This window comes from Algoriphagus boseongensis (genome assembly GCF_004362805.1).
Lineage (GTDB): Bacteria > Bacteroidota > Bacteroidia > Cytophagales > Cyclobacteriaceae > Algoriphagus > Algoriphagus boseongensis.
In genome coordinates this window covers 186,889-213,831 of record NZ_SNYF01000009.1, presented here as the reverse complement: position 1 = coordinate 213,831, position 26,943 = coordinate 186,889, and the positions used below count along the sequence as shown (strand labels likewise).

General features: G+C 41.3%; 22 protein-coding genes. 7 read left to right on the top strand and 15 right to left on the bottom strand.

Translation table 11 applies throughout. The annotated features are described in order from the left end of the window. Positions 1-35: 35 nt before the first annotated feature. Complete coding sequence (locus DFQ04_RS16630; RefSeq protein WP_133557978.1) at positions 36-1,265, top strand: metallophosphoesterase family protein; 1,230 nt, start codon at positions 36-38, stop codon at positions 1,263-1,265. Next, positions 1,262-4,294 carry an SbcC/MukB-like Walker B domain-containing protein gene (locus tag DFQ04_RS16625; RefSeq protein WP_133557934.1) on the top strand — a complete coding sequence of 1,011 codons (3,033 nt, stop codon included), beginning with the start codon at positions 1,262-1,264 and terminating at the stop codon, positions 4,292-4,294. Before DFQ04_RS16630 ends, DFQ04_RS16625 begins: the two co-directional genes overlap by 4 nt. Before the next feature lie 139 nt (positions 4,295-4,433). Here the strand turns inward: DFQ04_RS16625 and DFQ04_RS16620 are convergent, their stop codons facing one another. The 5 genes from DFQ04_RS16620 to DFQ04_RS16600 form a co-directional block, all read right to left on the bottom strand. Continuing rightward, entirely contained in the window at positions 4,434-5,036 is a 603-nt protein-coding gene (locus DFQ04_RS16620; protein WP_317129607.1) for an alpha/beta hydrolase, read from the bottom strand. 1 nt (position 5,037) lies between these two features. Beyond that, positions 5,038-5,988: a ring-cleaving dioxygenase gene (locus tag DFQ04_RS16615; protein ID WP_133557930.1), complete on the bottom strand. Its 951-nt coding sequence runs from the start codon at positions 5,986-5,988 to the stop codon at positions 5,038-5,040. Positions 5,989-6,043: 55 nt separating this feature from the next. Next, a complete protein-coding gene (locus DFQ04_RS16610) occupies positions 6,044-6,598 on the bottom strand; it encodes a YceI family protein (RefSeq protein WP_208110546.1) in 555 nt (184 codons plus the stop codon). A gap of 80 nt (positions 6,599-6,678) precedes the next feature. Continuing rightward, a complete protein-coding gene (locus DFQ04_RS16605) occupies positions 6,679-7,131 on the bottom strand; it encodes a MarR family winged helix-turn-helix transcriptional regulator (protein ID WP_133557926.1) in 453 nt (150 codons plus the stop codon). 140 nt (positions 7,132-7,271) lie between these two features. Beyond that, the gene (locus DFQ04_RS16600; protein WP_133557924.1) at positions 7,272-10,205 is read right to left on the bottom strand and encodes a triple tyrosine motif-containing protein; all 2,934 of its coding nucleotides are present in this window, start codon (positions 10,203-10,205) and stop codon (positions 7,272-7,274) included. 173 nt (positions 10,206-10,378) lie between these two features. Here DFQ04_RS16600 and DFQ04_RS16595 point away from each other — a divergent pair, with 173 nt between their 5' ends. Together DFQ04_RS16595 and DFQ04_RS16590 are read left to right on the top strand one after the other, a co-directional pair. Beyond that, complete coding sequence (locus tag DFQ04_RS16595; protein ID WP_133557922.1) at positions 10,379-11,779, top strand: hypothetical protein; 1,401 nt, start codon at positions 10,379-10,381, stop codon at positions 11,777-11,779. Positions 11,780-11,846: 67 nt separating this feature from the next. Continuing rightward, positions 11,847-12,707, top strand: a complete 861-nt coding sequence (locus DFQ04_RS16590; RefSeq protein ID WP_133557920.1) for a glycoside hydrolase family 16 protein — start codon at positions 11,847-11,849, stop codon at positions 12,705-12,707. An 18-nt stretch (positions 12,708-12,725) separates the two neighbouring features. Here DFQ04_RS16590 and DFQ04_RS16585 read toward each other — a convergent pair whose 3' ends face one another. The 10 genes from DFQ04_RS16585 to DFQ04_RS16540 all read right to left on the bottom strand — a co-directional run bounded on the left by DFQ04_RS16585 (position 12,726) and on the right by DFQ04_RS16540 (position 23,882). Next, positions 12,726-13,526, bottom strand: coding sequence for an alpha/beta fold hydrolase (locus DFQ04_RS16585; RefSeq protein ID WP_133557918.1), 801 nt, complete (start codon positions 13,524-13,526; stop codon positions 12,726-12,728). Positions 13,527-13,627: 101 nt separating this feature from the next. Next, a complete protein-coding gene (locus DFQ04_RS16580; RefSeq protein ID WP_133557916.1) occupies positions 13,628-15,217 on the bottom strand; it encodes an amidohydrolase family protein in 1,590 nt (529 codons plus the stop codon). Positions 15,218-15,345: 128 nt separating this feature from the next. Then, on the bottom strand, positions 15,346-16,161 hold the full coding sequence (locus tag DFQ04_RS16575; RefSeq protein ID WP_133557914.1) for an enoyl-ACP reductase FabI: 816 nt from the start codon (positions 16,159-16,161) through the stop codon (positions 15,346-15,348). Positions 16,162-16,222: 61 nt separating this feature from the next. Next, complete coding sequence (gene recN, locus DFQ04_RS16570) at positions 16,223-17,875, bottom strand: DNA repair protein RecN (RefSeq protein ID WP_133557912.1); 1,653 nt, start codon at positions 17,873-17,875, stop codon at positions 16,223-16,225. Between the two features lie 39 nt (positions 17,876-17,914). Next, the gene (gene porD, locus DFQ04_RS16565) at positions 17,915-18,817 is read right to left on the bottom strand and encodes a type IX secretion system protein PorD (RefSeq protein WP_133557910.1); all 903 of its coding nucleotides are present in this window, start codon (positions 18,815-18,817) and stop codon (positions 17,915-17,917) included. A gap of 28 nt (positions 18,818-18,845) precedes the next feature. Further along, entirely contained in the window at positions 18,846-20,054 is a 1,209-nt protein-coding gene (coaBC, locus tag DFQ04_RS16560) for a bifunctional phosphopantothenoylcysteine decarboxylase/phosphopantothenate--cysteine ligase CoaBC (RefSeq protein ID WP_133557908.1), read from the bottom strand. 5 nt (positions 20,055-20,059) lie between these two features. Next, entirely contained in the window at positions 20,060-20,374 is a 315-nt protein-coding gene (locus DFQ04_RS16555; RefSeq protein WP_133557906.1) for a DNA-directed RNA polymerase subunit omega, read from the bottom strand. Positions 20,375-20,398: 24 nt separating this feature from the next. Further along, positions 20,399-21,292: an outer membrane protein assembly factor BamD gene (locus DFQ04_RS16550; protein WP_394345584.1), complete on the bottom strand. Its 894-nt coding sequence runs from the start codon at positions 21,290-21,292 to the stop codon at positions 20,399-20,401. A 63-nt stretch (positions 21,293-21,355) separates the two neighbouring features. Further along, positions 21,356-22,042 (bottom strand): T9SS type A sorting domain-containing protein, encoded by a 687-nt coding sequence (locus DFQ04_RS16545; protein WP_243739707.1) that lies wholly within the window; start codon positions 22,040-22,042, stop codon positions 21,356-21,358. A 208-nt stretch (positions 22,043-22,250) separates the two neighbouring features. Next, positions 22,251-23,882 (bottom strand): OstA-like protein, encoded by a 1,632-nt coding sequence (locus DFQ04_RS16540; protein WP_133557900.1) that lies wholly within the window; start codon positions 23,880-23,882, stop codon positions 22,251-22,253. 134 nt (positions 23,883-24,016) lie between these two features. On the opposite strand from DFQ04_RS16540, the gene tilS reads away from it, so the two are divergent. From tilS to mdh, 3 genes are all read left to right on the top strand, one after another. Then, on the top strand, positions 24,017-25,336 hold the full coding sequence (gene tilS / locus DFQ04_RS16535; RefSeq protein ID WP_133557898.1) for a tRNA lysidine(34) synthetase TilS: 1,320 nt from the start codon (positions 24,017-24,019) through the stop codon (positions 25,334-25,336). 3 nt (positions 25,337-25,339) lie between these two features. Next, the gene (locus tag DFQ04_RS16530; protein WP_133557896.1) at positions 25,340-25,855 is read left to right on the top strand and encodes a Crp/Fnr family transcriptional regulator; all 516 of its coding nucleotides are present in this window, start codon (positions 25,340-25,342) and stop codon (positions 25,853-25,855) included. A gap of 140 nt (positions 25,856-25,995) precedes the next feature. Continuing rightward, positions 25,996-26,931 carry a malate dehydrogenase gene (mdh, locus tag DFQ04_RS16525; protein ID WP_133557894.1) on the top strand — a complete coding sequence of 312 codons (936 nt, stop codon included), beginning with the start codon at positions 25,996-25,998 and terminating at the stop codon, positions 26,929-26,931. Positions 26,932-26,943: the final 12 nt, after the last annotated feature.

The window sequence follows — 26,943 nt, the reverse complement described above, 5'->3', positions numbered from 1 at the left end:
CCATGGACTATCGACCATGGACTATCGACAAAAAAATGCTAAAAATCCTCCATACAGCCGACTGGCACCTCGGCAAACGGCTTCAAGAATTCTCCAGACTGGAAGAGCAAAAACTTGTACTTGACGAAATCTGCCTGATCGCAGATCAAGAGCAGGTTGATTTGGTTTTGCTCGCAGGAGATATTTTTGACAGCTTCAACCCTGCTCACGAGGCGGTGGAATTGCTTTATAAAACACTACGCCGCCTTTCTAAAAACGGTACCAGACCCATCATCGCCATTTCCGGAAATCATGATAGCACCCAGTTTGTCGAGGCGCCGGATCCTTTAGCCCGGGAGTTGGGAATTCTTTTTTACAGCCGATACGATAGTATAATCCCTTGCGGAAAGCTGGACTCGGGAGTGGAAATTCGGAATTCAGAAAGCGGATTTATAGAACTGAAACTACCCCAGTTCGACTTTCCGGTACGGATTATTTTGGCTCCTTATGCCAATGAGGTCAGCCTGCGGACCTATTTGGGAGAGGAAAACAGGGAGGCAGAATTCCGGAATTTGCTGGCTGGAAAATGGCAGGACTTAGCGCTTCGGTATTGCGATACTTCTGGAGTCAATTTATTTGTTGGCCACTTCTTCTTTATGAAAGAAGGTGAAAAGCCAGAGGCCGAGCCTGAATCCGAACGTCCCATCCTTCATGTGGGTGGAACGAAGGCCCTTTTTACCCAGAATATCCCTTCTCAAATCCAATATGCAGCCTTGGGCCACCTCCACCGCTACCATGCAGTGAGTCAGGAGTCTTGTCCGATTGTCTATTCTAGTTCACCCCTTGCCTATTCCTTTTCCGAAGCAGATCAGGAGAAAAAGTTGGTGCTGATCGAGGCTCAACCTGAAAATAAAGTAGCCTACCGAGCCATTGGACTCAAACAAGGCCGACCGCTATTCCGGGTGAAGTTTGACAAGCTTTCTGACACCTTAGCTTGGTTGGCGGAAAACCCTTATTGCTTTGTCGAGATCACTTTTGAGACCGAATCCTCCATAGATGCGGCAACCCGAAAAGCCATACTAAAGGCCCACGACGGCGTCGTCAATCTAATTCCTCAACTGAAGCAGCAAGCTGGGCAGGAATCATTTTCACTGCATGTGGATGACTTGGACAAGGACATGGAAAGCCTGTTTAAACTCTACTACCAAAGTGAAAAAGGGCAGGAGCCCAATCCACAACTGCTCGGACTTTTCAAAGAAATCATCAGCCAAAACGACCCCTCATGATCCCTGTACGACTGGAAATCGAAGGCCTTTACTCCTATCGGGAAAAACAAACCATCGAGTTTGATAAACTCACTGCTGCCGGTCTTTTTGGAATTTTTGGGGCGGTGGGAAGTGGTAAGTCATCCATTCTGGAAGCCATACTTTTGGCTTTGTATGGAAGTACGGAGCGCCTTTCTGACCGAGGCGAGCGGGCCAGCATGCTCAACCTTCAAAGTGATCAGGTGCTGATTCTCTTTACTTTCCAAGCTGGGAAAAACAATTCCAATCTTTACCTGGCTAGGTATTTTGCCAAACGGAATAAAAAAGACCGGGAGAAAATCGAACTCGGGGAACACGTATTCTACCGTAAAAAAGGTACAGACTGGGAAGCAATCGAGGAAAGTGCCAGCGATATTCTCGGCATGAGCAAAGAGCACTTCAAGCAAACGGTGATCATTCCCCAGGGAAAATTCCGGGAGTTTATTGACCAAAAGCCTTCTGATCGTGCTGAGATGATGATGTTGCTTTTTGGCCTGGACCGATTTGATCTTTCCCAAAAAACAGGGTCTCTGCTAAAAGCCACCCGTGAAGAAAAAATCCGTCTGGAAACTCAATTAAAAGGTTTGGAGGAAATTTCCCTTGAACTTTTAACCCAAAAACAAGAAGCCGAAAAAGCCCTCAAAACCCAAGTCTCCGAGGCCAAGGCCAAGTTGGAGAAATCCGAGGCCAGCTTCAAAGTTTTGGAACAAATCAAAAATTCATTTCTCCAACTTCAGGAGCATAAATCCACCCTTCGAGATTTGGAGAGCAGAAAGCCTGAAATCGAGCAAAAGAGGAAAGATTTAAAAGAGTTTCTTACCGCAAAAACTCATCTCAAACCCGTGTGGGATCGACTTCAGGATGCACAAAAAGACCTAGAAAAATATCTGGTTTGCAAAGTTGACTGCGAGAGATTCAAGGAGGTGTATGCTAAGGAAGTTTCCGAGCTGGAGGAGGAAGAACGAAAGCTCCAGGCAAAAAATGAGGAAAGACCTATTCGTGAGGCTCGAATTCGGGATTTGCAAAAGGTGATGGAAATTCAGGAATTGGAGGGAAAACTCAACTCTGCCAACCAAAATCTGGAAGCGCTCAAACCGGAATTGGAAAAGAAAAAATCGGCCTTAAAAGCACAGGAGCAGGACTTGGAACAATTGGAAATTCAATTGGAAAAGCTCCCAATTCCCAATACCGAGCAATTGGCTTCCTTTCAGACCATGCGGGAAAACTGGAAAAACTCTTCCTCCCGAAAAAAAGAACTAGAACAAATCCACCAAACCTTCATCCGAGAAGAAAAAGTCGTATCCGAAACTATAGCGAATACGCTTGCCAGAATTCCAGCGCCTTTTACTGATCTGGAATCCTGGGCCAAGGACCAAAAATCCAAGATCCAGAATCTGGATCAAGAGCGAGAAAATCTCCTTAGAAAGCAGGGTTTGGGAACCCATGTACATCTCTTAGTCAATGGGGAACCCTGTCCCCTTTGCGGCTCCAAAGATCATCCTTCGCCTTTACAAAAAGAGGAGGATGAAAAGGAAATCCGAAAAAAGGAATTGCTCATTCAGCAGGAAAAAGACGAGCTGGAACGGATTCTGGCTCATATTTCCAATCTGAAAGTAGAAGAAGCCAATCTCGAAAATCACCGAAGGAATATTCGGGAGAAAGCCAAAGAAATTGGTGAACTGGAAAAACAATTGCAGGAAATCCAGTCCAAATGGAAGGAATTGGGAATTACTGATCTGGATCAGTTGGAAATAAAAATTCAGGAACTCGGTCGAGCAGGAAATCAACGGGAAGAGCTCTCTCAATCCATTCAAGCCAAACGAAAGAATTGGAATAATCTCAGACTGGAAGTCGAGGATGCGACCAAGGGACTCCAAAAATGGGAAAATTCAATCTCTTCCTTTAAAGCGCTCATTCAAAGCAAACGGGAAGAAATCAAGGACCCAACCTTCTGCAAACCCTATTTTTCCAAGTCAACAGAAGACATCAATTCAACCATTGCGAAGGTTACCCAAGATATCAAAGATGCGGTGGCCTTGCTTTCAGGCAAGCAAAAGCACCTTCTAGACAAAAGAACCGCCCAGACTAAAAACTTGGCCGATTTAGAAAACTATTCCAATTTGGTCCTTGCCAATCAAAAGAAGGTTCAGGAAAATTCTGATCAGTTGGAGGTTCTGAAAACCCAATTTGGCTTTAAGGACAATGAGACCCTGCAGCACCTCTTTCATCATTCCCTGGAAGAGGACAAGGTCGAAGCAGAATTGAGAACTTTCGACCAAAAATACCACCTCACCAAAAGCAGGATTGAGGAACTTAGTAAAGATGAAAAAGTGCTTTCCTATTCCGAGGAGGCTTTTCAAGTAGTCCAAGCCGAACTTGAACAAGCAAAAAGTCTAGCCATTGACCTTCAAAACCAATTCGTTTTGCTTCAGGATCATCTAAATCAAATTGCCCAGCAACTCGAGCAGAAGCTAGAAATCAGCAAACTTTTTGACTTGGTGGAAAATCGGGAAAACGGGCTGAAGGAGCTGGAGCGCCTATTCCAAGGCAAGGGATTTGTCAAGTATGTGAGTTCGATATACCTGAGGGAACTTTGCAACACCGCCAATATCCGATTCATGAAGCTGACCAAAAACAGCCTAAGCCTGGAAATTGATGGGGAAAATACATTTTGGGTAGTGGATTACCTGAATGGAGGGCGAAGGAGATTGCTCAAAACACTTTCAGGTGGACAGACCTTCCAGGCTTCCCTTTGTTTGGCTTTGGCCTTGGCTGAAAAAGTAAAGGCCCTGAATCAAGCTGATCAAAGTTTCTTCTTCCTGGACGAGGGCTTCGGAGCCTTGGATAGAAATGCATTGCGAGTGGTATTTGAAACCCTGAAATCATTACGCCACGAAAACCGAGTGGTGGGAATTATTAGCCATGTCGAAGAATTGCAACAGGAAATCGGAGTGTTTGCTCAAATAGAGCTGGATCCGGAGAAAGGTTCAACTATCTCCTATTCTTATTAAAAAAATACCCCGGCTACTAACCGGGGATTTTTTAAACTAAATAGACCTTACAAGAAACCGATTAAGGTACCGGGGTACCGTATGTTTTTAGGGATTTCACTTGCTAGATTCCATCTGATCATTGAAAAATGAATTCATTTCAGATGAAAAATTTTTGGTTTACCCAGTTTATTTCTTCAGCCCGAATCGTGTGATCCGGATCATCAAATAGTTTTACCGTTACCTCTGCACCCATGCCTTGAAGCAATTCTGCAGATTCGTTTATTCTTTTAGCAGGAACGTGAAAATCCCTGTTGCTGCTACCGATAAAAATCGGAGTATGCTGAAAATCTCCTGAATAATTGCCTAGGTTCAGTTTTTCCCCGATCAATCCTCCAGTAAAAGCAACAACACCTCCCAACTTTTGAGCATTTCTTGCAGCAAATTCAAGACTTAAACATGCACCTTGAGAAAACCCCATCAGCATAATTTGATCTGCTTGAATTCCTGCTTTCAAAATTTCAGAGAACGCCTGTTCAATCAATCCTAAAGAAGACTCCAATGCAACTTTGTTGCCTTCGTCGGATGCCATAAAACCAAACGGATACCAGGAGTTTCCGTTTGCCTGAGGGGCAATAATTGCATAGTCGGTCAAATTCAAGTATGAACTAAGGCTTAAAATACTTTCAGCGGTAGCCCCCCGACCATGAATCAGAATGATAGCCTTCTTGGCTTTGTTTAAAGGCAATCCCTTATACCTCATTTCAGTCATATTTTTCAGGGTTCAGCATCACAGGAATCAAGGCCTCTTCAATTCGCTTTCGACTTGGCTCTGCCCATTCAGGAAGTTTTAGTAATTCTCCCAAATGCGCTTCATCCTCGTCAATGGCAAAACCAGGTTCATCTGTCGCAATCTCAAACAAAACTCCCCCTGGCTCTCTGAAATAAATGGACTTAAAGTAATTTCGGTCTTTTACCTCAGTGACTTGATAGCCGTTTTGGTAGAGGATTTCCTGAATTTGCAATTGTGTGGTGGTATTGGCTGTACGGAAAGCAATGTGGTGAACAGTTCCGGCACTTTGCATTCCTCTATTTCCATTCGGATCCACCAAAATATCCACGATATCACCGGCTTTTCCTTCGGTTCCAAATCTGAAACGGTCTCCTTCTTGGGCAATGAACCTGTAATCCATGTGCCTTGTGAGCAAATTTTCAGTTAGCTCTTTTGATCGGAGATATAGAGTTGCACCAAAAAAACCGCGGATAGAATGCTCAGCAGGAATTGGCCCATAGGTCCAACCCGGACGCTCATCCTGATCATTGGCCACCAATTCAATTCCCATCCCATCATGATCCTCAAATCGGATCAGCTTATCCCCAAAGCGGGAAAGAATATCAGAAACAACAATCCCATACTTTTTCAACCTTTCAATCCAAAATTCTAAAGAGTCTTTGCCAATTGAGAAGGCCGTATAGGTCAACTCGCCAGTTCCTTTGGTTCCTTTTCTAGCTCCTTTAAATGGAAAAGTGGTAAAAACAGTCCCAGGCCTTCCCAGCTCATCTCCGAAGTAAAAATGGTAAACATCGGGAGCGTCGAAGTTGATCGTCTTTTTGACCAATCTTAGCCCAAGGATTCCGGTATAGAAATCGATGTTTTTCTGAGGATCTCCGGCAATCGCTGTAATGTGGTGGATGCCTGTGATTAATGGTTTCATGGGGTTTCCTTTCTTTTGGGTTAAAAAAAAGCTGCCCGAAGGCAGCTTCTATAAATTAGGCTGTTACTTCAGCTGTTTCTTCTACATGCTGCTTCACTAGCTGAGCGCTTAGGTGAAGTCTTACTTGATCGCTTACTACTACGCTTCCGGCTTCAGTTACTGCTGACCAAGTCAAACCGAATTCTTTTCTGGAGATTTTTCCTTCGATTTCAAATCCAGCTTTGGTCTGCCCATAAGGATCAGCTACTACTCCACCGAAATCCACGTCCAATTCGACCTGCTTCTTGTTACCTCTGATTTCCAATTCTCCGATCAATTTGTACTCCCCGCCATTATTGGCAAGTTTTCCAGAGAAAAACAATTTAGGATGATTTGCAGCATCAAAGAAATCGGCAGATTTCAAATGCGCATCTCTATCAGACTGGTTGGTATCGATGCTGTCGATGTTCGCAGAAAAAGATACTGCAGCACCGTCGAAATCTTCGCTGGTAGATTCTGCAGCTCCTTCGAATTTTCTAAAATAACCTGTAACGGTAGAAATTACTAGGTGCTTTACTTTGAAAGATACTTCTGAGTGGGTTGGGTCAATAGACCATTTGGTAGTGTTCATAATTGTATTGATTAAAGTTTAACGATTTGTTTTATGTGTTGTGAATTTAACTGTATATACACGCAATAGTTTAAATTTTTTTAGCCTCTGAGCTTATCCAGAAGGTCATTCAGTTGAACCGCTTCTTCTGGAGATAACTGGATAATATGGGAATTGGAATTTTCAACCTGCTTTTCCAGAGTTTTCAATAAATCCATTCCTTTTTCAGTGATCACTATATCTACTTGTCGTCTGTCGCTTGGACATTCTTCTCTTTTGACTAGGCCTTTTTGCTTCAGCTTTTCGACCAATCGAGAAGCATTTGACATTTTATTTAGCATTCGATCCTGAATAGAAGAAACTGTAGTGGGTTCTCCATTTTGCCCTCTTAGGATCCTCAGGACATTATATTGTTCCGGAGAAAGATCATGGGGTTTGAATAAAGAATTCTGAGCTGTCACCAAGTAACTATGGGTAAACATCAAATTCACCACAGCCTTGTTGAAAGGATCTTTAAATTCTTTCTGCTGTATGGCTTCTTCTATTTTTCCCATTTTATTTACAATTGAATTTAATGTATATACATGCAAATGTAGGAAAAGGTTTCACTCATCCAAAAAAAAAATTAGATTTTATTGAAATGAAAGCTTTTAGAATGCTTTAAAGGAATAGCAGATTAGTCAAAAAATGATCTTTAGAATCTCAAAAGGAAATCGCTAAGGTTATCTTGTCTAGTAAGTCCCAATTTTTTCCTAACCCTATATCTTCCTATTTCCACTCCTCTAACCGAAATTCCCAAAAGGTTTGCAATCTCTTTGGTATTCAGATTCATTCGGATGTAAGCACTAAACTTTATTTCCTGTGGAGTTAAATCAGGATATTTCTCCTTAAGACGGGTAATGAAATTTCCGTGAACCTGATCAAAATTTTCAGCGAATTGAGTCCACTCTTCTCCTCCTTCCAAATCTTTGTCTATTTGTTTGATCAATCTGTTGAGTTGGGTATTCAACGGACTGGACTTTTCATCTTTTACCAGATTCTTAAGAGAGTTTTTGACTGTGTTCAACAATTGATTTTTCTGAATCAAATGCATAGCTGATGAAGTCAATTCCTGATTCTTAAAATCTACTTCAGCTTGAAGCTTGGAGTTTCTTAGCTTCATGATTTCTTTTTCAGACTTTTGAGTAAGTGATTCAATCTCCGAATCCTTTCTCAAAAGGGCTTTGTTTTTTTCTTGTTCCAATTCTTGGGTTTCAGACTTATGTTTTTTATCAAGCCATCTAAATCCCAAGAAAAGAACACAAATGACACCGATACTTAGAATTCCATAAGCCCAAAAAGTCCTGTAGAAAGGGGGACGGATTATAAATGCGAATTCGGCTGTAGGGGTTATTTCATCGAAGATTGTCTTTGCTCGGACTTTGAACACATAATTACCTTCTCTCAGGTTGGTATACTCTTTCCTGGTATCATAAGTCCAATCCGACCAGTCTTCATCGTAATTTTCAAGAAGGTATTGATATAAAATCTCGGATCCACTCTCGAAATGGGGTGTGACAAAATCGAATGAAAATGAATTCTGGGCAAAAGAGAATTCTCGATTTATCAGGGATGATGGCATTTCTCCACTGGAGGTATGACCAGAAAAAATCATTTGATTTTCTACTCCTTGATTGGAAATTTCCCTAAAAATCACCGGTGTAACATTTTCTTGAGGAATGTCCTTTTGCGGATTATAGTGAATAAAACCTTCCTTCCCGCCAATGAGGATGTTTTGGTTGTCCAATGCAATTATATTGGCCAAATCATCATTCCAAAGGCTCTTGATTTTGTTAAAAGGGGCATAATGAAGTTTCAATTGATGGTTAGGCTGCGGCTGAATCACCCCCAATTTGGTTTGCTCTATGAAATAGATGTTTCCCAAATCATCTGGCTCCAAATCCGCCATCACCGTCCCATATCTAAAAAGATCATTGTACTCAGCCAGTGGCTTAAATGAATCTGTGGACGGGTCATAGCCATAAAATCCACCATTTGCAGTAAAAATAAGTTGGTTAGCAATCTTGTATACATTGATCAGCACATTGGTCGGGAAACCTTGTCTACTGTCATAGACCTTACTTTCTACTACCTCAGTCAAGTCATCATTAAACTTAATTTTGAATACGCCTTTGTACCCGTGCGCAATCCAAAGGGTATTCCCATCAAATTCCATGACTCTGGAGGATTCATCAAATCCCTTTATTTTTTGAATAAACTGAAGGGTATTGTCTTTCCATTCAAAAAGACTTAATCCTGTATAATTTCCTTGAATTAAGAAATTAGATTTGCTTGGATATTTCTTAAAAAGCCAGGCTCCTTGTTCTGTAGAAATTTGTTTGGCTCGTAAATCCTCCACCAAAAAAGTCCCATTGTGGTGGCCTAAGATCAACTTTCCATAAATATTCTGGATGGAATATACCTGACCAGCTGTACCTTCCACAAACTTAACCTTGCCATTCTTCCATAAGAAAAGCCCATTATTGGTTCCGAGGTAGACCCCTTGGTCGGTTTTCAAGGCAGCATAACCAGAACCCAAAAGCCCCATTCTATCATCAATTGAAGAAAATGGGGAATTTAAGTCTACTCTGGCTACTCCATTGTTCATCGCTAGCCATAAGCCTTGCTGTGCATCTTCGAAAACATAATTGATAGTCAAATCCATCAAACCAGATTCTTTATCCAGATGAATGACTAATCTGCCTGAATTATCCAATACAAAAAGTCCGGCATTCTGCGTTGCCAAGGCAAGGTTTCCATTTTTCAGTCGAGTGGAATAATTGATCAAAAAATCATTCTTCCAAAAACTATCATCTAATTCAAATGGTCGGATTGAACCATCATAGATATATACGCCGTGGGAAAATGTGGTGATTAACCATTGTCCTTTTCCGAAGCTTAGAATATTTGAAATTCGTTTATCCTTAAAAAAATCGCCGTTTTGAATTATCTCAAAACCATCCTCATTGGCGAAATAAAGGCCTTTTCCTTGAATTTGGGTATAAATCTGATTTTCTACTAAAAATGAAATATCAAGTCGTTCATCAGCATCAATGGTACTTGTTTTTCCATCCTCATACACATATATTCTTTTGAATGTGCAATAAAAAATCTTCTTCCCAACACTGTAAACCTTCCAAGTTTCATCAAAATCCTTCAAACCTTCCGGCAAACTATCCGCTAGAGAATTATACTCTAGCTCACCTTTTTCATTCGGTGAAAGAAAGCCAAAATCAGCTTGGCTACCCACATAAATTTTTCCGTCTTCTCCCCAAAATGCAGACCTTACTTTGGTGTTGTTGAGCCCGAATCTTTTCCAGGAATTTCCATCAAATTCTAAAAGGCCTAAATTATTTGCGACGAAAATTCGTCCATTGCTTCCTTGTATGATGTCCCAGTTTTGGATTCCGGCTTTGTAGGAGGCTGCACTATAGTTTGTAATAAAGGGATGACCATAAATCACTTCATTGTTTTGAGCTTGAATTGGGGCAATCCAAAAAATATAGATGATTATATAAAACCATCTAAGCCACAATTTCTTCTTATACCTCTCAAAACACACCTTCATGCTTGTGAAATAGAACTGCAATTATTGAGAATTTGTTTTTTGATAAAAATGTTGAATTAGAAGTCCTGAAACAACTTTTTTGATTGAAATGATGAATTTTTGATGTATTGTATTTTAGAGACTGATGAAATATTGTAGGTATTGCAGATTTGACTTATTGAGTAAACTCAATGAGATTCGAATAAAAAAAAGTCATGAAACAAAAGGTTATCAATTTCTCAGCTTTACTATCCATGCTGGCCTTCATTTGGTCCTGCGACAATGGATATACAGATTTTCCAATTGTTGATACCGCACCCAAAATTACTTTAAGTTCAGTTTTGAGCGGATTGACAGAAGGTGAAGATTTTAAAATTGACGTTACTCTTTCAGATGGAGTAGACAACGGAACAATCAGTACACTTGATAATTTTTCTTATGCAGTGACAAAAGGTGGAGCTACTGTAAAATCAGGCTCACAAGAATTATCAGGAGAATCTCAGACTATAAATCTTGTAATCGCAGGAGGATTCGAGCCTGGCCAATATAATCTAGATATCAAGGCAACTGACAGCAACGGAAACGAAGGTACAGAAAACCTATCATTCACTGTCGCTTCCGCAAAGCCAGCATTTGACATTTCTGGTGTTTGGTCTATGGAACCAATTGCTGGAGCTATGAAAGTAGGCCCTGCTCCAGGAAGCAGTGAATGGTACCAAAACTCTGCTGGCGATGTAGCTGCAAGAGCATGTTTCTTTGATGATAAATATACGTTCAATGCTGACGGTACATTTAAAATCGACATGGGTAGCCAAACTTGGCTTGAACAATGGCAAGGTGTAGCAGCAGATGGCTGTGGCGCTCCAAAGGCTCCTTTCGATGGTGTTGGTTCATTTACTTACACCTATACCACTACCACTTTGACGCTAATCGGAAGAGGCGCACACGTTGGTTTGGCTAAAGTGAACAATGCAGGCGAAATCTCCAATGGTGCTGCAGTAGCAAACCAAATCGCTTACACTATTGTAGAACAAACTAAGACAGGTAACACTAGAAGAATGACCTTGAGAATCCAAGCAGGCAATGGCGTTTGGTGGGATTTCAAATTGATTTCTGGTGCTGCCCCGGCTCCTGCTTCGATTGTAGGAAAGTGGAAAATGGAACCAGTTGAAGCTGCTTTGGCTGTTGGTCCAACTGCTGGAAGTAGAGAATGGTATTTCAACTCTACTGCAGACGTGACTACAAGAGCTTGTTTCTTTGACGATGTTTACACTTTTGGAGCTGACGGATCTTTCTCTTTGGATATGGGTGGATCTACTTGGTTGGAAACATGGCAAGGTGCCGCCGAAGGATGTGGAACTCCTAAGGCGCCTCATGATGGAGTTGGAAGCTTCACTTATCAGTTTACAGGAACATCTCTTAAACTGGTTGGTAAAGGTGCTCACGTAGCATTGCCAAAAGCAGTGAATGCAGGGGAATTACCAAATACAGCTGTACCAAACGACGTAACCTATCAGGTAGTTAGTTTGACAGAGGATGGAGGCAAGAAAAAAATGACTCTACAAATCGAGGCTGGCACCGGAGTATGGTGGACATTTAAGTTGATTTCAGAATAATCGATTTGATTTTAACTCCTGATTGAGGCTTCAATCAGGAGTTTTTTTACCCATAATCTTAACTACTATGAAAAATAGAATGAACTTTTTGTTTATAGCTACCTGTCTAAGTCTTAGTTGCTGTGTATCAGATGAGGATGGAACTCCAGACTCAGGCCAAGGATCGACTATCACCATTCCAACCACAGGCTTTAATACTCCTACCTCTTATGATGGTATGACTTTGGTTTGGGAAGACAATTTTGATGGAAATGCCTTAAATGAAGCAAACTGGACTCATGAGGTAGGAAATGGTCAAAATGGATGGGGAAATAATGAGTTGCAATATTATAGACCTCAGAACACCACTCTTCAACAAGGGAATTTGATCATTACTGCCAAAAAGGAATCCTTTGGTGGAAAGGAATACACTTCATCCAGAATTATCACAAAAGACAAGAAGCAGTTCCGCTACGGAAGAATAGATATCAGGGCTGTTCTACCAAAAGGCCAAGGAATTTGGCCAGCTCTTTGGATGCTTGGGTCTAATTTCTCAACAGTTGGATGGCCTGCTTGTGGAGAAATTGACATCATGGAAATGGTGGGAGGACAAGGAAGAGAAAATACGGTTCATGGAACCGTACATTGGGAACATGACGGATCGAGGGCAGAATTCGGTGGAAATTATAAGTTGTCTTCAGGCACTTTCTCCGATGAATTCCATGTGTTTTCAATCGTCTGGGATGCACAATCCATAAGATGGCTAGTGGACAACAAACAATACCATGTAATTGACACTCAACCAGCTCAGCTGGATGAATTTAGAAGAAACTTCTTCTTTATTTTCAATGTGGCTGTAGGCGGAAATTGGCCTGGATCTCCAGATGCGACAAGCACCTATCCACAACACATGATCGTTGACTTTGTCAGAGTATTCCAATCAAACTAAAAAAGCCCTTCGGGGCTTTTATTTTTTCTCTTTGAGCCAATCCAAGATCTGCTGATTTACCATATCTGGTTTTTCAATACAGCTGCTGTGCCCTGCGCCGGGAATCACATGGAGAACTGAATTTGAAATTCCCATCTGAATGAATTTGGCCTTTTCGGGTTTAGTAGCCACGTCCTCATCACCCACCAAGATCATTGTAGGGCATGTGATATTAGCCAATTCATCCTCTACTCCTTTTCGATAAATCACTCCTTCAACAGGGCCTGTGATGGGCTTCTTATTCCCCATCAATTCCTTTTTCCACAGTTTAATCTTGGAAGAATTAGCGGAATCAGTCAACCAGGATTGAGCAAACATGATGGGCATAACTTTATTGGCTACAGGAAGAATCACACCTAGCCATTTGACAATCCCATTGAGTGTTTTGTATTTGGGTAAATTCTCTACCGGTTCGGCATTAGCGGAAGTTTCCAACAGGATAAGAGATTTTACCAGATCTGGTCTTCTTGCTGCCAATCTCATTCCCACAAAACCTCCCATCGAAAGCCCCGCAAAATGCACTTTTCCCAATTCCAGCTTCTCAATCAAAGCAGCTGCATCGGCAGCAACGGTATCCATATCAAATGGACCTTTGACTTCACTTTGGCCTTGACCGCGGTGATCATAGGCTATCACGCGATAATTCTTGGAAAGAACTTCCACCTGATCTGCAAACATCTTATGACTCCAAAGAAGGCCGTGAGAAAAAACGAGTGTTTCCTCACCTTGACCTTTGTCCTCATAAAAAAGTTTTACTCCATTTACTTCTATAGTAGGCATGGTTAATTCGGGTTCATGGGATAATGGCATAAGATAAAAAGAAAATGAGAATGAAGATTAAAGCTCTCCATTCTCTTTCCATTGGTTAAGTTTTGGTCAATTTACCAATCCAATCCTGGCTGAGTCAATTTGGTGTTTTCCTTTACCTTTTGTTCATCAACCATTTTTCTTACGTCTTCCAAAAGCTTCTTGGCATCATAGACGATTCCGTCCTTGACGGTATATTTCACGCCTCCCACACGAATAGGCTTATTGTTTTCGTCAATTCGGATGGAGCCTGTGCCATAGAGTACTTTTAGATTTTGAAGGGGATTTTCATCCAATATCACAAAATCAGCCAACTTGCCTACTTCCACAGATCCAATTTCCTTTTCCATTCCTAAAGCCTGAGCTCCGGTCAAGGTCGCCGCACGGATTACCTCTAAAGGATGGAAACCTGCCTCTCTCAAAAGTTCAAGCTCACGGATATAGGCAAAGCCGTAAAGCTGGTAAATAAACCCTGAATCAGAACCAGCAACGACTTTTCCTCCTCTGTTTTTGTATTCATTCACAAAAGTCATCCACAAGCGATAATTTTCTTTCCACTGCACTTCCTCTTCTGTCGTCCAGTCGAACCAATAGGAACCGTGAGATTGGCGACTAGGAGCATAGAATCTCCAAAGTGACGGCAGGGTATAAACTTGATGCCATTCCTGAGTTCTGGCCCGCATCAGATCTCTATTGGCCTCGTAGATGTTAAAGGTTGGAGAAAGCGTAAAATCAAGCTCCAGCAACTCATTCATTACATTATTCCAATGCTCGGAAAACGGAGGTGCAGCTTGCTTCCAAAGCTTTCCAGCCTCCCCAAAACGGTGTTGCTCATTTTGGTAATTGTAATCCAATCTGAAATCTTGGATGGTTCTATCCTGAAACAATGCCTCAGGTAATCCATACCAATGCTCCATTGAGGTCAACCCTGCCTGAGCTGAATTGAGCACATTCCAACGCGCCACATCCAACTGCTGGTGATGCATGGCAGAACGCAGACCAATTCGCTTATTCTCAGAAATAGCGGCCTGCATGACTTCTGGATTAGCACCAAAAAACTTGATTCCATCGGCTCCTTTTGCTTTATTCTCATTGACCCAAGCCTTTGCTTGTTCAGCGGTGGTGATTGGCTTTTCAGAACCTTGACCAAAAGAGGTATAAGCGAGAATTCTTGGCGCGGTAATCTGATTAGCTAATGATCTCTTCTTTTGGTCTAAAACCCAAGCCAAACCATTCCCAGCTGAAGGGTCCCTGATAGTAGTTACACCATGTCCCATCCAAAGTTTAAATACATATTCCGCTGGAGTGCCCTGTCCGGTTCCTCCTATGTGCGCATGCATATCAATAAACCCGGGCAGAAGATAATGACCTTGCATTTCCAATACCTTTGTTTTTTCATCTGCTTTTGGTCTTCTATTCTCATTTATAGGAAGTCCAGGATAGCCCACAACTTGGATTAGGGCGATTTTATTCTTTTCTACTACGATATCCACTGGACCGATCGGAGGTGCACCAGTTCCATCAATCAAGGTTACTCCCCGAATAATCAGGCGGTCATAGGGTCCATCCCCTTCTGCTCTGTCGGGGGCAGGTGTGATTTGTGAAATTGCCTGAGCAATAAAAACTGCAAAGGCAAAAAAGGTAAACGCTAATTTCTTCAACATAAGCTTGGTGGTTTCTTTGGTAGGATAAGTTAAGCCAAATTGCCTAATCAAAAAACTGGAATGGGATGGCCGAAAAAGAAAAAGCCCGCCCACGAGATTTTCGGGGCGGGCCTTTAGATGATTTTGAATTAAAGATCTTTGAATTGATCCATCATTTCTTCTGAAATCCCTGTGAAGGAATAACCTCCATCATGGAATAAGTTCTGCATGGTAACCATTCGTGTCAAATCAGAGAACATGGTCACAATGTAATCAGCACATGCATCTGCAGATGCATTTCCTAATGGAGACATGGCCTCAGCAAAGTTGAAGAAGGAATCAAACCCTCCGATGCCAGTGCCTGCTGTGGTTTTGGTCGGAGACTGAGAAATGGTGTTTACCCTCACTTTTTTCAGCTTTCCGTAGCGATAGCCATAGCCTCTTGCAATGCTCTCCAAAAGAGCTTTGGCATCAGCCATATCAGTGTAGAATGGATATACTCGCTGAGCGGCAATGTAAGACAGGCCTACAATAGATCCCCACTCGTTCATGGCATCCATTTTTTCGGCTACGTGCATCATTTTGTGGAAAGAAATGGCAGAAACATCGTAGGATTTCATCGCCCAATCGTAATTCAGATCTCCGTATGATCTTCCTTTTCTGATGTTTGGAGACATGCCGATTGAATGAAGTAGGAAGTCAAAATTTCCACCAAGAAACTCTTTTGCTTCAGCATAAAGCTTTTCGATGTCTTCTACTGAAGTAGCATCAGCAGGTACCACTATTGTATTACATTCTTGGGCTAATTCATTGATTGCCCCCATCCTCATCGCGATTGGAGCATTGGTCAGTACGAATCGACCTCCCTGTTCTTTAACTTTTAGGGCGGTTTTCCAGGCAATTGAATTCTCGTCTAGTGCTCCGGTGATGATCCCTACTTTTCCTTTAAGCAAATTTTCTGGCATATAGCTATTGGATTGATTTCAAAAACTCGGGTAAAAATAGAGAAAATTCGTCAGTACCCGGTCAATTGGCGAGGAGCTCTTTGGCACTTTCCACAGCCGAGGCGGAAGGATTTGCTCCGGCAATCATTTTGGAAAGCTCCTCAACCCGCTCTTTTTCATTCAATAATTTGATTTTACTGATCGTTTTTTCGGAAGAATTATCCTTGTAAACAAAGTAATGAAGCTCTCCTTTTGCAGCAACTTGAGGTAAATGAGTAATGCAAATAACCTGATGCTTCCTAGCAATTTCCTTCATCATCCGCACCATCTGAAGGGCAACTTCTCCGGAAATCCCCGTATCAATTTCGTCAAAAATCAAAGTAGGAAGAGCCATCTTATCTGCCATTAAATACTTAATCGCAAAAAGCAATCTGGAAAATTCCCCTCCAGAAGCCACCTTTTTCAAAGGCTGGGGTTGAGAACCTTTATTTGCGGAAAAAAGGATTTCCACCTCATCCAGTCCGTTAGGCGAAGGAGAAATTTCCTTTCGTTCAAACTTCACTCTGGCATTCTCCATACCCAAACCAGCAAGAAGGGATTCCAGAGCTTTTTCAAATTCAGTAAAGCAGGCTCGCCTTTTTTTGCTCAGAACATCTCCGACTTCCAGCATTTCTTTTTCGGCTTTTTGAAAAGCATTTTCCGCATTCGCCAAGCTTTCATCCAAATTTTGAAACTTAAAAACTTTATCCGCCAGTTGAGATTCAATTTCCATCAACTCCTCCACGGTCCCTACACCATGCTTTTTCTGAAGCTGATAAATTTTACTTAGTCGGTCCCGTATTTCATCCAGCTTGCCAAAGTCTACCTCCACTTTGCTCTCTTCATCTCCAAGTGAATCCATGATGTCTTTCAATTCGATGAAGACGGATTGAAATCGCTCTCGCAATGGAGAAAATTTATGAGCTAGCCGCTCTAGCCCTTGTAATCCCTGTTGGATTTGACCCAAACCTTGGATAGCACCAAATTGATCATCTTGAAAAAGCGCTAAAATCTCATTGATTTTCAACTTGATCTCCTCAGCATTTTCCAAGACTTCCTGGTTGGATTCCAACTCGCTTTGCTCCCCAGCTACCAAAGTCAAGCCACTCAACTCATCCAAGAGGAACTGATTGAAATCAGCCTCCTTTTGCAATTCAAGGGCTCTTTGCTTGAGCTCTTGGAAGTTCTTTTTTGCCTTTTTAAAGGATTGAAAGGCGGAATGGTAGGCTTGCACTTCTGGGTAAGATTGGGAAAAAGCATCCACCAAATTCAGTTGATAAGCACCTTCTCCTAATAACAAGGTATCGTGCTGAGAATGGACGTCCATCAACTGAGCACCCAATGCTTTTAAAGTATCCAGTAAAACTGGGGTATCATTTACAAAAGAGCGGGATTTTCCGCCGGGACTGATTTCTCTTCGGATGATGCAGATATCTTCGTAGTCCAGTTCATTTTCTTCAAAAAATCCTTTCAATCCGTATTCTTTCACCTCAAAGATTCCCTCAACCACGCATTTTTTCTCTTCATGGAGAAGGGCTTTAGTATCAGCCCGATTACCCAAAAGCAAGCCTACTGCCCCAAGCATAATGGATTTACCTGCTCCAGTTTCACCGGTAATCATGCTCAATCCCTGGCTGGGCTGCATGTTTAATTGGTCAATAAGTGCGTAGTTGGAAATACTAAGCGATCGAAGCATAGAGATAAAAGCTATAGGGCAAAGCTAAAAAAATCAAGCTTAGCTTCTCAGTAGCTCATTATACTTTTTGGCATTGTTTGGATCCACCTCCAAAAGAAGTTTGACAGCCTCTTCCTTTATTTCAAATGGGGCATTTTTCAGAATTTGGGAAATTTCATCGCTTTTTGCATCCATAAAGGAAATAGTAAAAATCCCATTGGGCTGAAGTCTATTGGCCTCTGCCACCAAACGAATGGCTTCCAGGATATTTTTATAGGCCGTTTCAGGGTCGACCTGAACCAAGTCCATTCCCTGTCGATGATAGAGGTAATAAGCATCCCTGATCGGGGAATAAATCGGAGAAACGAAAATATCATTAATCAACCAATATCGGCTTCTTCGATCGTTGGGATTCTGAACCCAGCCCGGTCTTCCAGATTGCTGGGCATTATTTACAATATCATTAGCCACTTCGAAAAATGGATTGCCTCCACGGTTGGAAAAAGAGTCATAATCTATCCCCAAAGCGATATGAGCATAAAAGGCCAAAAGGGAGCTGATATTATTTAAAAAAGTAAACCTGTTAAATTCTAAAGGTTGAGACTCGATATATTCAAAAGTCCAATTTCGGTCCGCAAAATTGAAAACCAAGGACTCATAATTGGTCCCATAAATAGGCCTGACCACTTGAATCTGAACTGTGGCATTGTAAATCCCAACCTGAGGAACATCATTGATGGTAATCAGTAGATTCCCTTTTATTCTTTCCTCCGGGCGAAATTCATCTGTCGTCCATGATCTTCCATTCAAAAACTGCTGGAAGTTATTTTTCATCTGATTAAAAATATCCGTGTTTTGGAAACGGGAACGATCACTATTGATGATTACTGAGAAGTTCAGCTCCTGAGCTTCAAGAGCTGTAAAATTCAAAACCAAGAAAAATAAAAGACAAAGCTTCCTCATAAATCTAAACTAAGGAAAATTAGGTTGGTCATATCCAAACCGGAGCTTTTTTTACTTCATCGAGAATCAGTTCTGCAATTTCTGATTTAAGAGCCAATTCTGAATGAAAGGTTTTTCCATCTCGATGAAAAATCTTCACTCGATTGGTATCATGTCTGAAACCAGCGCCTTCTTCTCTAGCGGAATTTAAAACGATCAAATCAAAGTTTTTCTTATCCAATTTAGCCTTTGCGTGGAATTCTTCATTTTCGGTTTCCAAGGCAAAGCCCACATGGATTTGATTCTGCCTTTTCAATTTCCCCAATTCAAACGCTATATCCACGTTTTTGACCATTTTTAGGGTGAGTTCCGCATCTTGCTTTTTGATTTTTTCAGGAGCTGCTTCAAGGGGAGCATAGTCAGCTACTGCAGCAGAAAAAACGCAGATATCGATATTAGCATGGAGTTTTGCAGCTGCAGCATACATTTCCTTTGCAGAGGAAACATGAGTCACCTGGAATCCCTTTTGACTCAAATCTAAGGCAACTGGACCGGCAATGACAAAAACTTCTGCACCTCTTTGCTGAAAAGCCTTTGCAATGGCAAAACCCATTTTCCCGCTGGAATGATTACTGATAAATCTGACTGGGTCAATTGCCTCCTGAGTAGGACCAAGTGTGATCAGGACTTTTCTACCTGAGAAGTCATTTTTCTTGGAAAAAAAATCGAATACTTCGGCTAAAATATGTTCGGGCTCCATCATTCTTCCCTGACCGGAAAGCCCACTGGCTAATTCCCCAGATTCTGCTTCAAGGACAATATTTCCGAAAGAAGAAAGTTTCTTGAGATTATTCTTAACTGAGGGATGCTGGTACATGTCCAAATCCATCGCTGGGGCAACCATCACCGGACATCTGGCTGATAGATAGGTTGCTGTAAGCAGGTTGTCACAAATTCCATTGGCGAATTTGCCAAGGGTATTTGCACTGGCGGGAGCTACGATAAAAAGATCAGCCCATAAACCCAACTCAACGTGATTGGTCCATTCTCCTGTTTTCTTGTTAGAAAATTCAGAGTGAACTGGATTTTTGGAAAGGGTAGAAAGTGTCAGAGGGGTAATAAAATCAAGAGCAGAAGCGCTCATGATAATTTGCACTTCTGCTCCGGATTTGATGAGTAGGCGGGTTAATAGCGCTGATTTGTAGGCAGCAATACTGCCCGTAACGCCAAGAAGAATCCGCTTTCCCTTTAAGTTCATTGGGATTATTCTGCAGATTCCTGTTCTGGGAATCTATAATAAACCTTTCCTTCCATAAATTCTTCCATGGCAAGTGTAGAAGGCTTTGGCATTCTTTCGTAAAACTTGGAGATTTCAATTTGCTCCTTGTTTTCGAATACTTCTTCCAAGTTGTCTACAGTAGAAGCAAATTCAGAAAGTTTAGTATTCAACTCTTCTTTCAGATTAGTTGAAATCTGCTTAGCGCGCTGTCCAATGATATGGATTGATTCATAAATGTTTCCAGTGGTTTCTGCCACTTTATCCAAATCACGCGTAATAATGGATGGGTTGATAGCCATATCTTCTAGATTTAATTTTCTTTGTTATTTATTTTCTTGTGTCTCTGGAGCTCTTTCATTTTGAGCTGCAAGACGTTCATTATATTCCTTTTTCAACTTCATGTGAGCTTCAAACTCTTCTCGAGTCTGATTCTCAAATTTTTTAACCTCTACCGTGTAACCGCTATTTGGATATCTTCTGTAGAAATTATTGGCGAATTTAATGGCATCGTTTAAACGATCTTCTTTTTTGTCAAACGCGCTGTTTTTGGCATATCCAAAAGCCACTTCCACCAAAAGATAAGAAAGCTCTTCATTGTACTTACTCTCAGGATAGTCCTTGGTGAAATTCTGGAAGTTGATAATACAAGCCCTATAGAAATCGCCCGGATACAATCCATCTTTTAAGCGATAATACATTTTGGACTCATTGTAAGATTTCAGTTCAAAACGCTGTTCCAAATCCTGAAGCATGCTCATGGCTCTTTCGTAGCTAGCGGAACCCGGAAATCTGGTTACAAACTGCTGAATAGCTGCTACTGCTTCTTGGCTGCTTTGCTGATCCAAATTGTAATCTGGCGAATCCAAATAAAGAGAATAAGCATGCATGAAAAGTGCTTCCTCCGCCAATGGACTTCTATTGTAGGTTCGATAAAAATTATTGAAATAACCTGCAGCCTCGATATATCTCTTAGTCTTGAAATGGCAATTGGCGTAGTTATACTCTGCCATTTCTGCCTTCTCAGAACCTTTAATTACTGGAAGAACCTTGTCGTAAAGAATGATCGCTTTATTGTACTCCCCTTCTTGATAATATCGGTTGGCACCATTGTAAAGCTCCTCCCAGTTGGTACTCTTCTCCAACTTGTTGAATGGTCCACAAGAGGAGGCAATAAGAACTAGAAGAAATAGAAAGAGGGATTTGTACTGCATTTTCATTTACAAGACCGCAAATATACGGGAAATTTATTTTGATTCAAGGAAATTGGAGGAGAGGGAACCTTACTTCTTAACCTGTAACTTTTTGGTCACCACGTTTTTGTTATCCACGAAAAGGGTGTAGAAATAAACCCCCGGCTGAAAGTCTGTCACGTTTATGACCAGAGAGGATCGAGTAGGATCTAATTCATATTCAGCAATAGGATTACCAATGAAGCTATTGATGGTGATTTTCGCTTTAGCCTTTGGATTGACCAATTCATAATCCAACTGGGCAACTCTATTGCTAGGGTTCGGATAAATTTCACTGATTTTTATATCCTTATGTGTGAAATTTTCCTTTCCATCTGCTTTGACCTCATACTTAGCTTCAACGACGAAACTGTCTCTTAAATTTTCTACATTCACAAATAAGAGGTCAAAACTTCCTCTTGTTTCTGTAATCCCCATTTCAAATTCTAGGTACAAATCTGTGAAAATTTCACCTGGGGCTAGTTTCAAATTGATTTTCGCTAAATCTCTCTTTGGATCAAAGCACTGATCTCCGATACAAATTCTAACCTTTTGGGAAGAGCCTATACCTCCACGAAGACTTTTGAGAAAATACGTTTTTGTTTGTAAGGATCCATTTTGAAGAAGTATGGTTTTTCTCTGCATACTTCCAATTTCACCTCCAAAATCAACCGGGCCACTAAGCACCTCCACCTCCTGCGCCAAGGATACCATGGGCAGTGTCAATAGGATTGACATAAAAAATTTGAGGAGGAATTTCATGTAAAGATTTATTCTATAAGCCCTTAATCAGTTTATTACCTGACTTTAATATACGTACAAAATTATCTTTTTGGTTGCCTATACAATAAAATTCCCGGTTAATTGTTGTTAACCTTTAACTGGTTTTCTCAAAAATTTCTGTCCAGGGGAAAATAATCTGAATTCTGACTTTCTCGAATTCCAATTATGGATAGTTCAAATTCGATTTTTTGAGTTTTTCCTGAATTTGCCGCTCGGTGGGCATTTCTATTTTCACATCAGGCTCATCAAAAAGATTTTTCATTTTCGGATCAATTTCCACCACCTTTCTCCAGGCATCTATGGTAGCTTTATCCGGTTTCTCCTCAATTCTCCATTGAAAGCCTTCTAGTTTGGAGGTTTTGTCGTCTAGCTTTTGTACTGGAGTAAACTTCCCATCAGGCCTCACCATGAAGTTGGCTTTTTGAACCGCCCCATCCTTAAAAACCATTTTGATATTTGCACTAAGGATTCTATTTACGCCTTGAGTTAAGGTATCTGCTTCAAGTGCGAAATAAAGTGACTCCCCATTTCCGTCCACTTGTAGGGTTTCTATTTGGCCTTCCTTAAAATATCCAGTCATTTTCCTGCCCTTCATCTGATTGTAATTGAGCAAAGTATCTGTCATGATGGCAAAGGCCTTGTCCTTCATAAACACCCGATCCAGCTGTTCATTTGCTATATAAAAGATCATGGTATCCGCCTCAATCTGACTTTTATTATTCCAAAGGACAGGATCTTGGAAAAGCTGGATGGAAGAGTCAGAGTAATTGTATTTCAGGGAATCCGAAATACCAGCTAAGTCAGTTTTAAAGAGCCGGATCTTATGGAATGCAAGGAGGAACTTAGCCGTATCGGCTTCACTGTCTTGGGAAATCAAAGTATCAGCAGCTAGGTATAAAGTGTCCTTTTCGAAATACCTTCTGACCAAACTATTTCCATATATCAAACTGTATTTTTTCTCCTCCCAATACTTCCCTTCATCCCCAAAAACCTCCACATCTCTTTCCTTATTTAACACCCGGACATCCTCTTTTCCTTCATAATAGGCCAGGTTTTCGTCGTAGAATAATTCCATGGCCTTGATCCGACTGGTCTCATTTTCCACAATCCCGTCAAAAAATCTGAATTGCTTTTTCTGGGTGTCATAAAAACTCCCCTTTTGGGCATCAAGGGTATATCCTTCTTTGGAAACAATATTGGTCAGGCCTACCGTCTCTGAGGTTTTTGGAATGGTATAATATTCCAGATTTCCTGTCTTCAGTGTGTAGTCAGGATTTTCTAAAACAACATCATCCAAAAACGTGATTTTCTCCAGATTGACCTCATAAACTCCCCTTTCACTAGTCAGGACATTTACCGAATCCACTACTTTCCCTTTGTTAAAATAGGTCGCAATGTTTGTCTCTCTATTGTAATCCAGGTAATCGGTGGTCAGTGTGGTTTCCTGATTAGTGAACCGCACATTGTTCCGCAGCTTTGCGATTTTGGTATTTCCATCATACTCGGCATAGCGACCAGTGGTAACGATTGGATCTTGCAAATCCTCGATTTTCACGTTTCCAAAAAGCTGAGCCCTGTTTTCATTTCTGAAAAAATGTGCCGAATCACAATAAATCAGGGAGTTTTGATGGGTCATTTTCACATTTCCCAAAAGTCTCTCAAAACCATTTGCTCCTCTCAAAAGATCTGCTTGGTTGATCTCCAAAGTGGAACTTTGCTGAGCAAAAGCATTCCAAGAAAACGCTTGGAAAACCAATAGAAGGAAAAGGAAAGTAGCTTTAATTCGGAAATTCATTTGTCGCGATTGCAGAGCAAAATTAGGAGAAAGGATGGGAATGCGATAAGCCCAAATCATAATCTGAGTTAAACCTTTGAAAGGTTCCTGATTCAAACCAAGCTAGGAAACGGAGAAAAAACTATTTTTGATCAATGTTTCATCGATTTTTAACTCATATCCAACATCTTTTGGACACCTCGAGTGAATCCCAGTATCTTTTGGCTTTCAGCGGGGGAATGGACAGTGTTTGCCTGGCCCATTTACTGAAAAGGTCCGAAACACCATTCCAACTGGCACATGTGAATTTTGGGCTACGGGGAGAAGAAAGTGATGGAGATGAAGAATTTGCGAAAAACTGGGCCTCAGAAAATGAAATCCCAATCCATATCCAAAGAGCTTCCGCCGCAGCATTAGCAGAAGAAAAAGGCATTTCTATTCAAATGGCAGCAAGAGAGATTCGCTATGATTTTTTTGAAATGGTTAGAAAAAAGGAAAATCTCCAAGGAATTTTTCTGGCCCACCACGAGGATGACCAGATTGAAACTATTCTACTTAATCTCCTCAGGGGAACAGGTATCGAAGGGATTTATGGAATGGCCGAGCGGAAAGGTTGGTTGATCCGTCCACTTTTACCTTTTAGCAGGTCTGAGATCGAAACTTATGTAAAAGAAAATTCCCTAGAATGGAGAGAGGATAGCTCAAACAAAAAAGCTGATTACAAGCGGAACAAGTTGAGGCTTCAGGGAATTCCTACACTATTGGATTTAGAACAAGACGGTCGGAAAAATCTTTTGACCAGTTTCTCCAGACTAAAAGATACCGGCAAAGCATTTCTGGGCCTTTTCGAAGACTGGAAAAGGACCCACGTCCAAATCGAAAAAACACATCAATTTCTTCCTTATTCCTCCATACAAAATCAGCCAGGCGCAGCAAGTCTGATTTACTTTTGGCTAAGAACTTACGGTTTCAATTCTGACCAGGCCCAGCAAATCAATGACTCCGTAGAAAAAGGCTTACCGGGAAAGATTTTTAAAAGAGTCAGTCATCAGGTGAATTTGGATCGAGAAGGAATATTCCTGGCAGACAGAAAACAAGAATTCTTTCCAATTTCAATCAATGCCGAAGACAAAAATTTCAAGCTTCCTGAGGGGAACTATTCCATTGAAATCTTAAGTCAGGAAAACCCTTTGGACAAAAACCCTGAAAATGCGCAATTGGATGCTGATTTATTGGAATTTCCTTTGGAGATTAGAACATGGGAGGAAGGTGATAGATTTAATCCACTGGGTATGGATTCATCCAAGAAAGTTTCCGATTTCCTGATTGATTCCAAAGTTCCTATGATCCAAAAAGAAGGTGTGAAAGTCATGGTTTCCGGAGGAAAAATAGCCTGGGTTATTGGCTACAGAATTGCTGATTGGGCAAAAAGAACTCCTTCTTCCCGAAAAATCTTATATTTCAAAAAGAGCTGATCGATGCAAAATCCATTTTCCAAAACCTACGAACCGGCAGACATCCAAATGTTTGAGTTTCTTCAAGGGATCAAATTTTTTGAACGACTCAGACAAAAAGAAATGGCTAGATTTTTACCTGCCATGCATCATCGCAAGTACGTCAGGGATGAAGTGGTATTCTTCAGCAAAGATCCCAGCCAAGCCTTATACCTTATAAAAAGAGGAGCAATAAACCTGACTATTGATGTCAAAGACAACTTTGAAACCATCATGGAGCTTTCCAAAGGTGATGCTTTTGGTGAAAACTCCCTTTTGGAAAATGCGAAGCGGACCTACACGGCTTTGGTGATTTCAGAAGAGGCTGAATTAATCGTGATTCCTCACTTTGCCATTCAGGAGATCTTTGACACTAACCCAAAAATCAAGGCCAAAATGATGACATCTTTGGCTGAATACTACAATACCAACAATCAGCGACTATTCAGATCGTACCGGGAATCCTTTGGGTTTTTCAGCCTCAGACAGATGTTTGAATAATCCCCTCATCCTCCGCATTTTTCATTTATCAAAAATCTCAAGGCCTAGCCAAAGTATTCCGAAACAGGCTTCAATTCCTTGTTGTTGTTTAATATCTTAGCGCCGCTTTTTAAGTGCATTCAACAAAAACATATAAAATCATGAGCAAAGTAACCGTAGTAGGTGCAGGTAACGTAGGAGCCACCTGTGCTGACGTTTTAGCCTATCGCGAAGTAGCCGAAGAGATTGTTTTGGTAGATATCAAAGAAGGTATTGCCGAAGGTAAAGCCTTGGATATTTGGCAAAAAGCTCCAATCAATCAGTATGACAGCAGAACAGTAGGCAGCACCAACGACTACAGCAAGACTGCTAACTCAGACGTAGTGGTGATCACTTCTGGTCTTCCAAGAAAACCAGGCATGACCCGTGACGATTTGATCGAGACCAATGCAGGTATCGTGAAATCCGTTACTGAAAACGTGATCAAGTATTCTCCAAATGCGATCATCATCGTGGTTTCCAATCCTTTGGACGTGATGACTTATCAGGCGCATTTGACTTCTGGCCTTCCTCGTACCAAAGTAATGGGTATGGCGGGCATCTTGGATACTGCTCGTTACAGAGCATTTTTGGCTGAAGAGCTAAATGTATCTGGAAAAGAAATCCAGGCTATTTTGATGGGTGGACATGGTGACACCATGGTTCCGCTTCCAAGATATACTACTGTAGCTGGTATCCCAGTGACTGAATTGGTAGACAAAGACAAATTGGACGCGATCATCGAAAGAACCAAGTTCGGTGGTGGAGAATTGGTGAAATTGATGGGTACTTCTGCTTGGTATGCTCCAGGATCTGCAGCAGCTCAAATGGTTGAAGCCATCTTGAAAAATCAGAGAAGAGTATTCCCAGTATGTATCAAACTGGATGGAGAATACGGAATCGATGATTGCTACCTAGGCGTTCCAGTGATTTTGGGCAAAAACGGTATCGAAAAAGTTATCGAGCTTGACCTAAACGCTGAGGAAAAAGCATTATTGGAAACTTCAAGAGGACACGTGAAAGAAGTAATGAACGTGTTGGATAAACTGGGTAAATAATATCCGGTAATC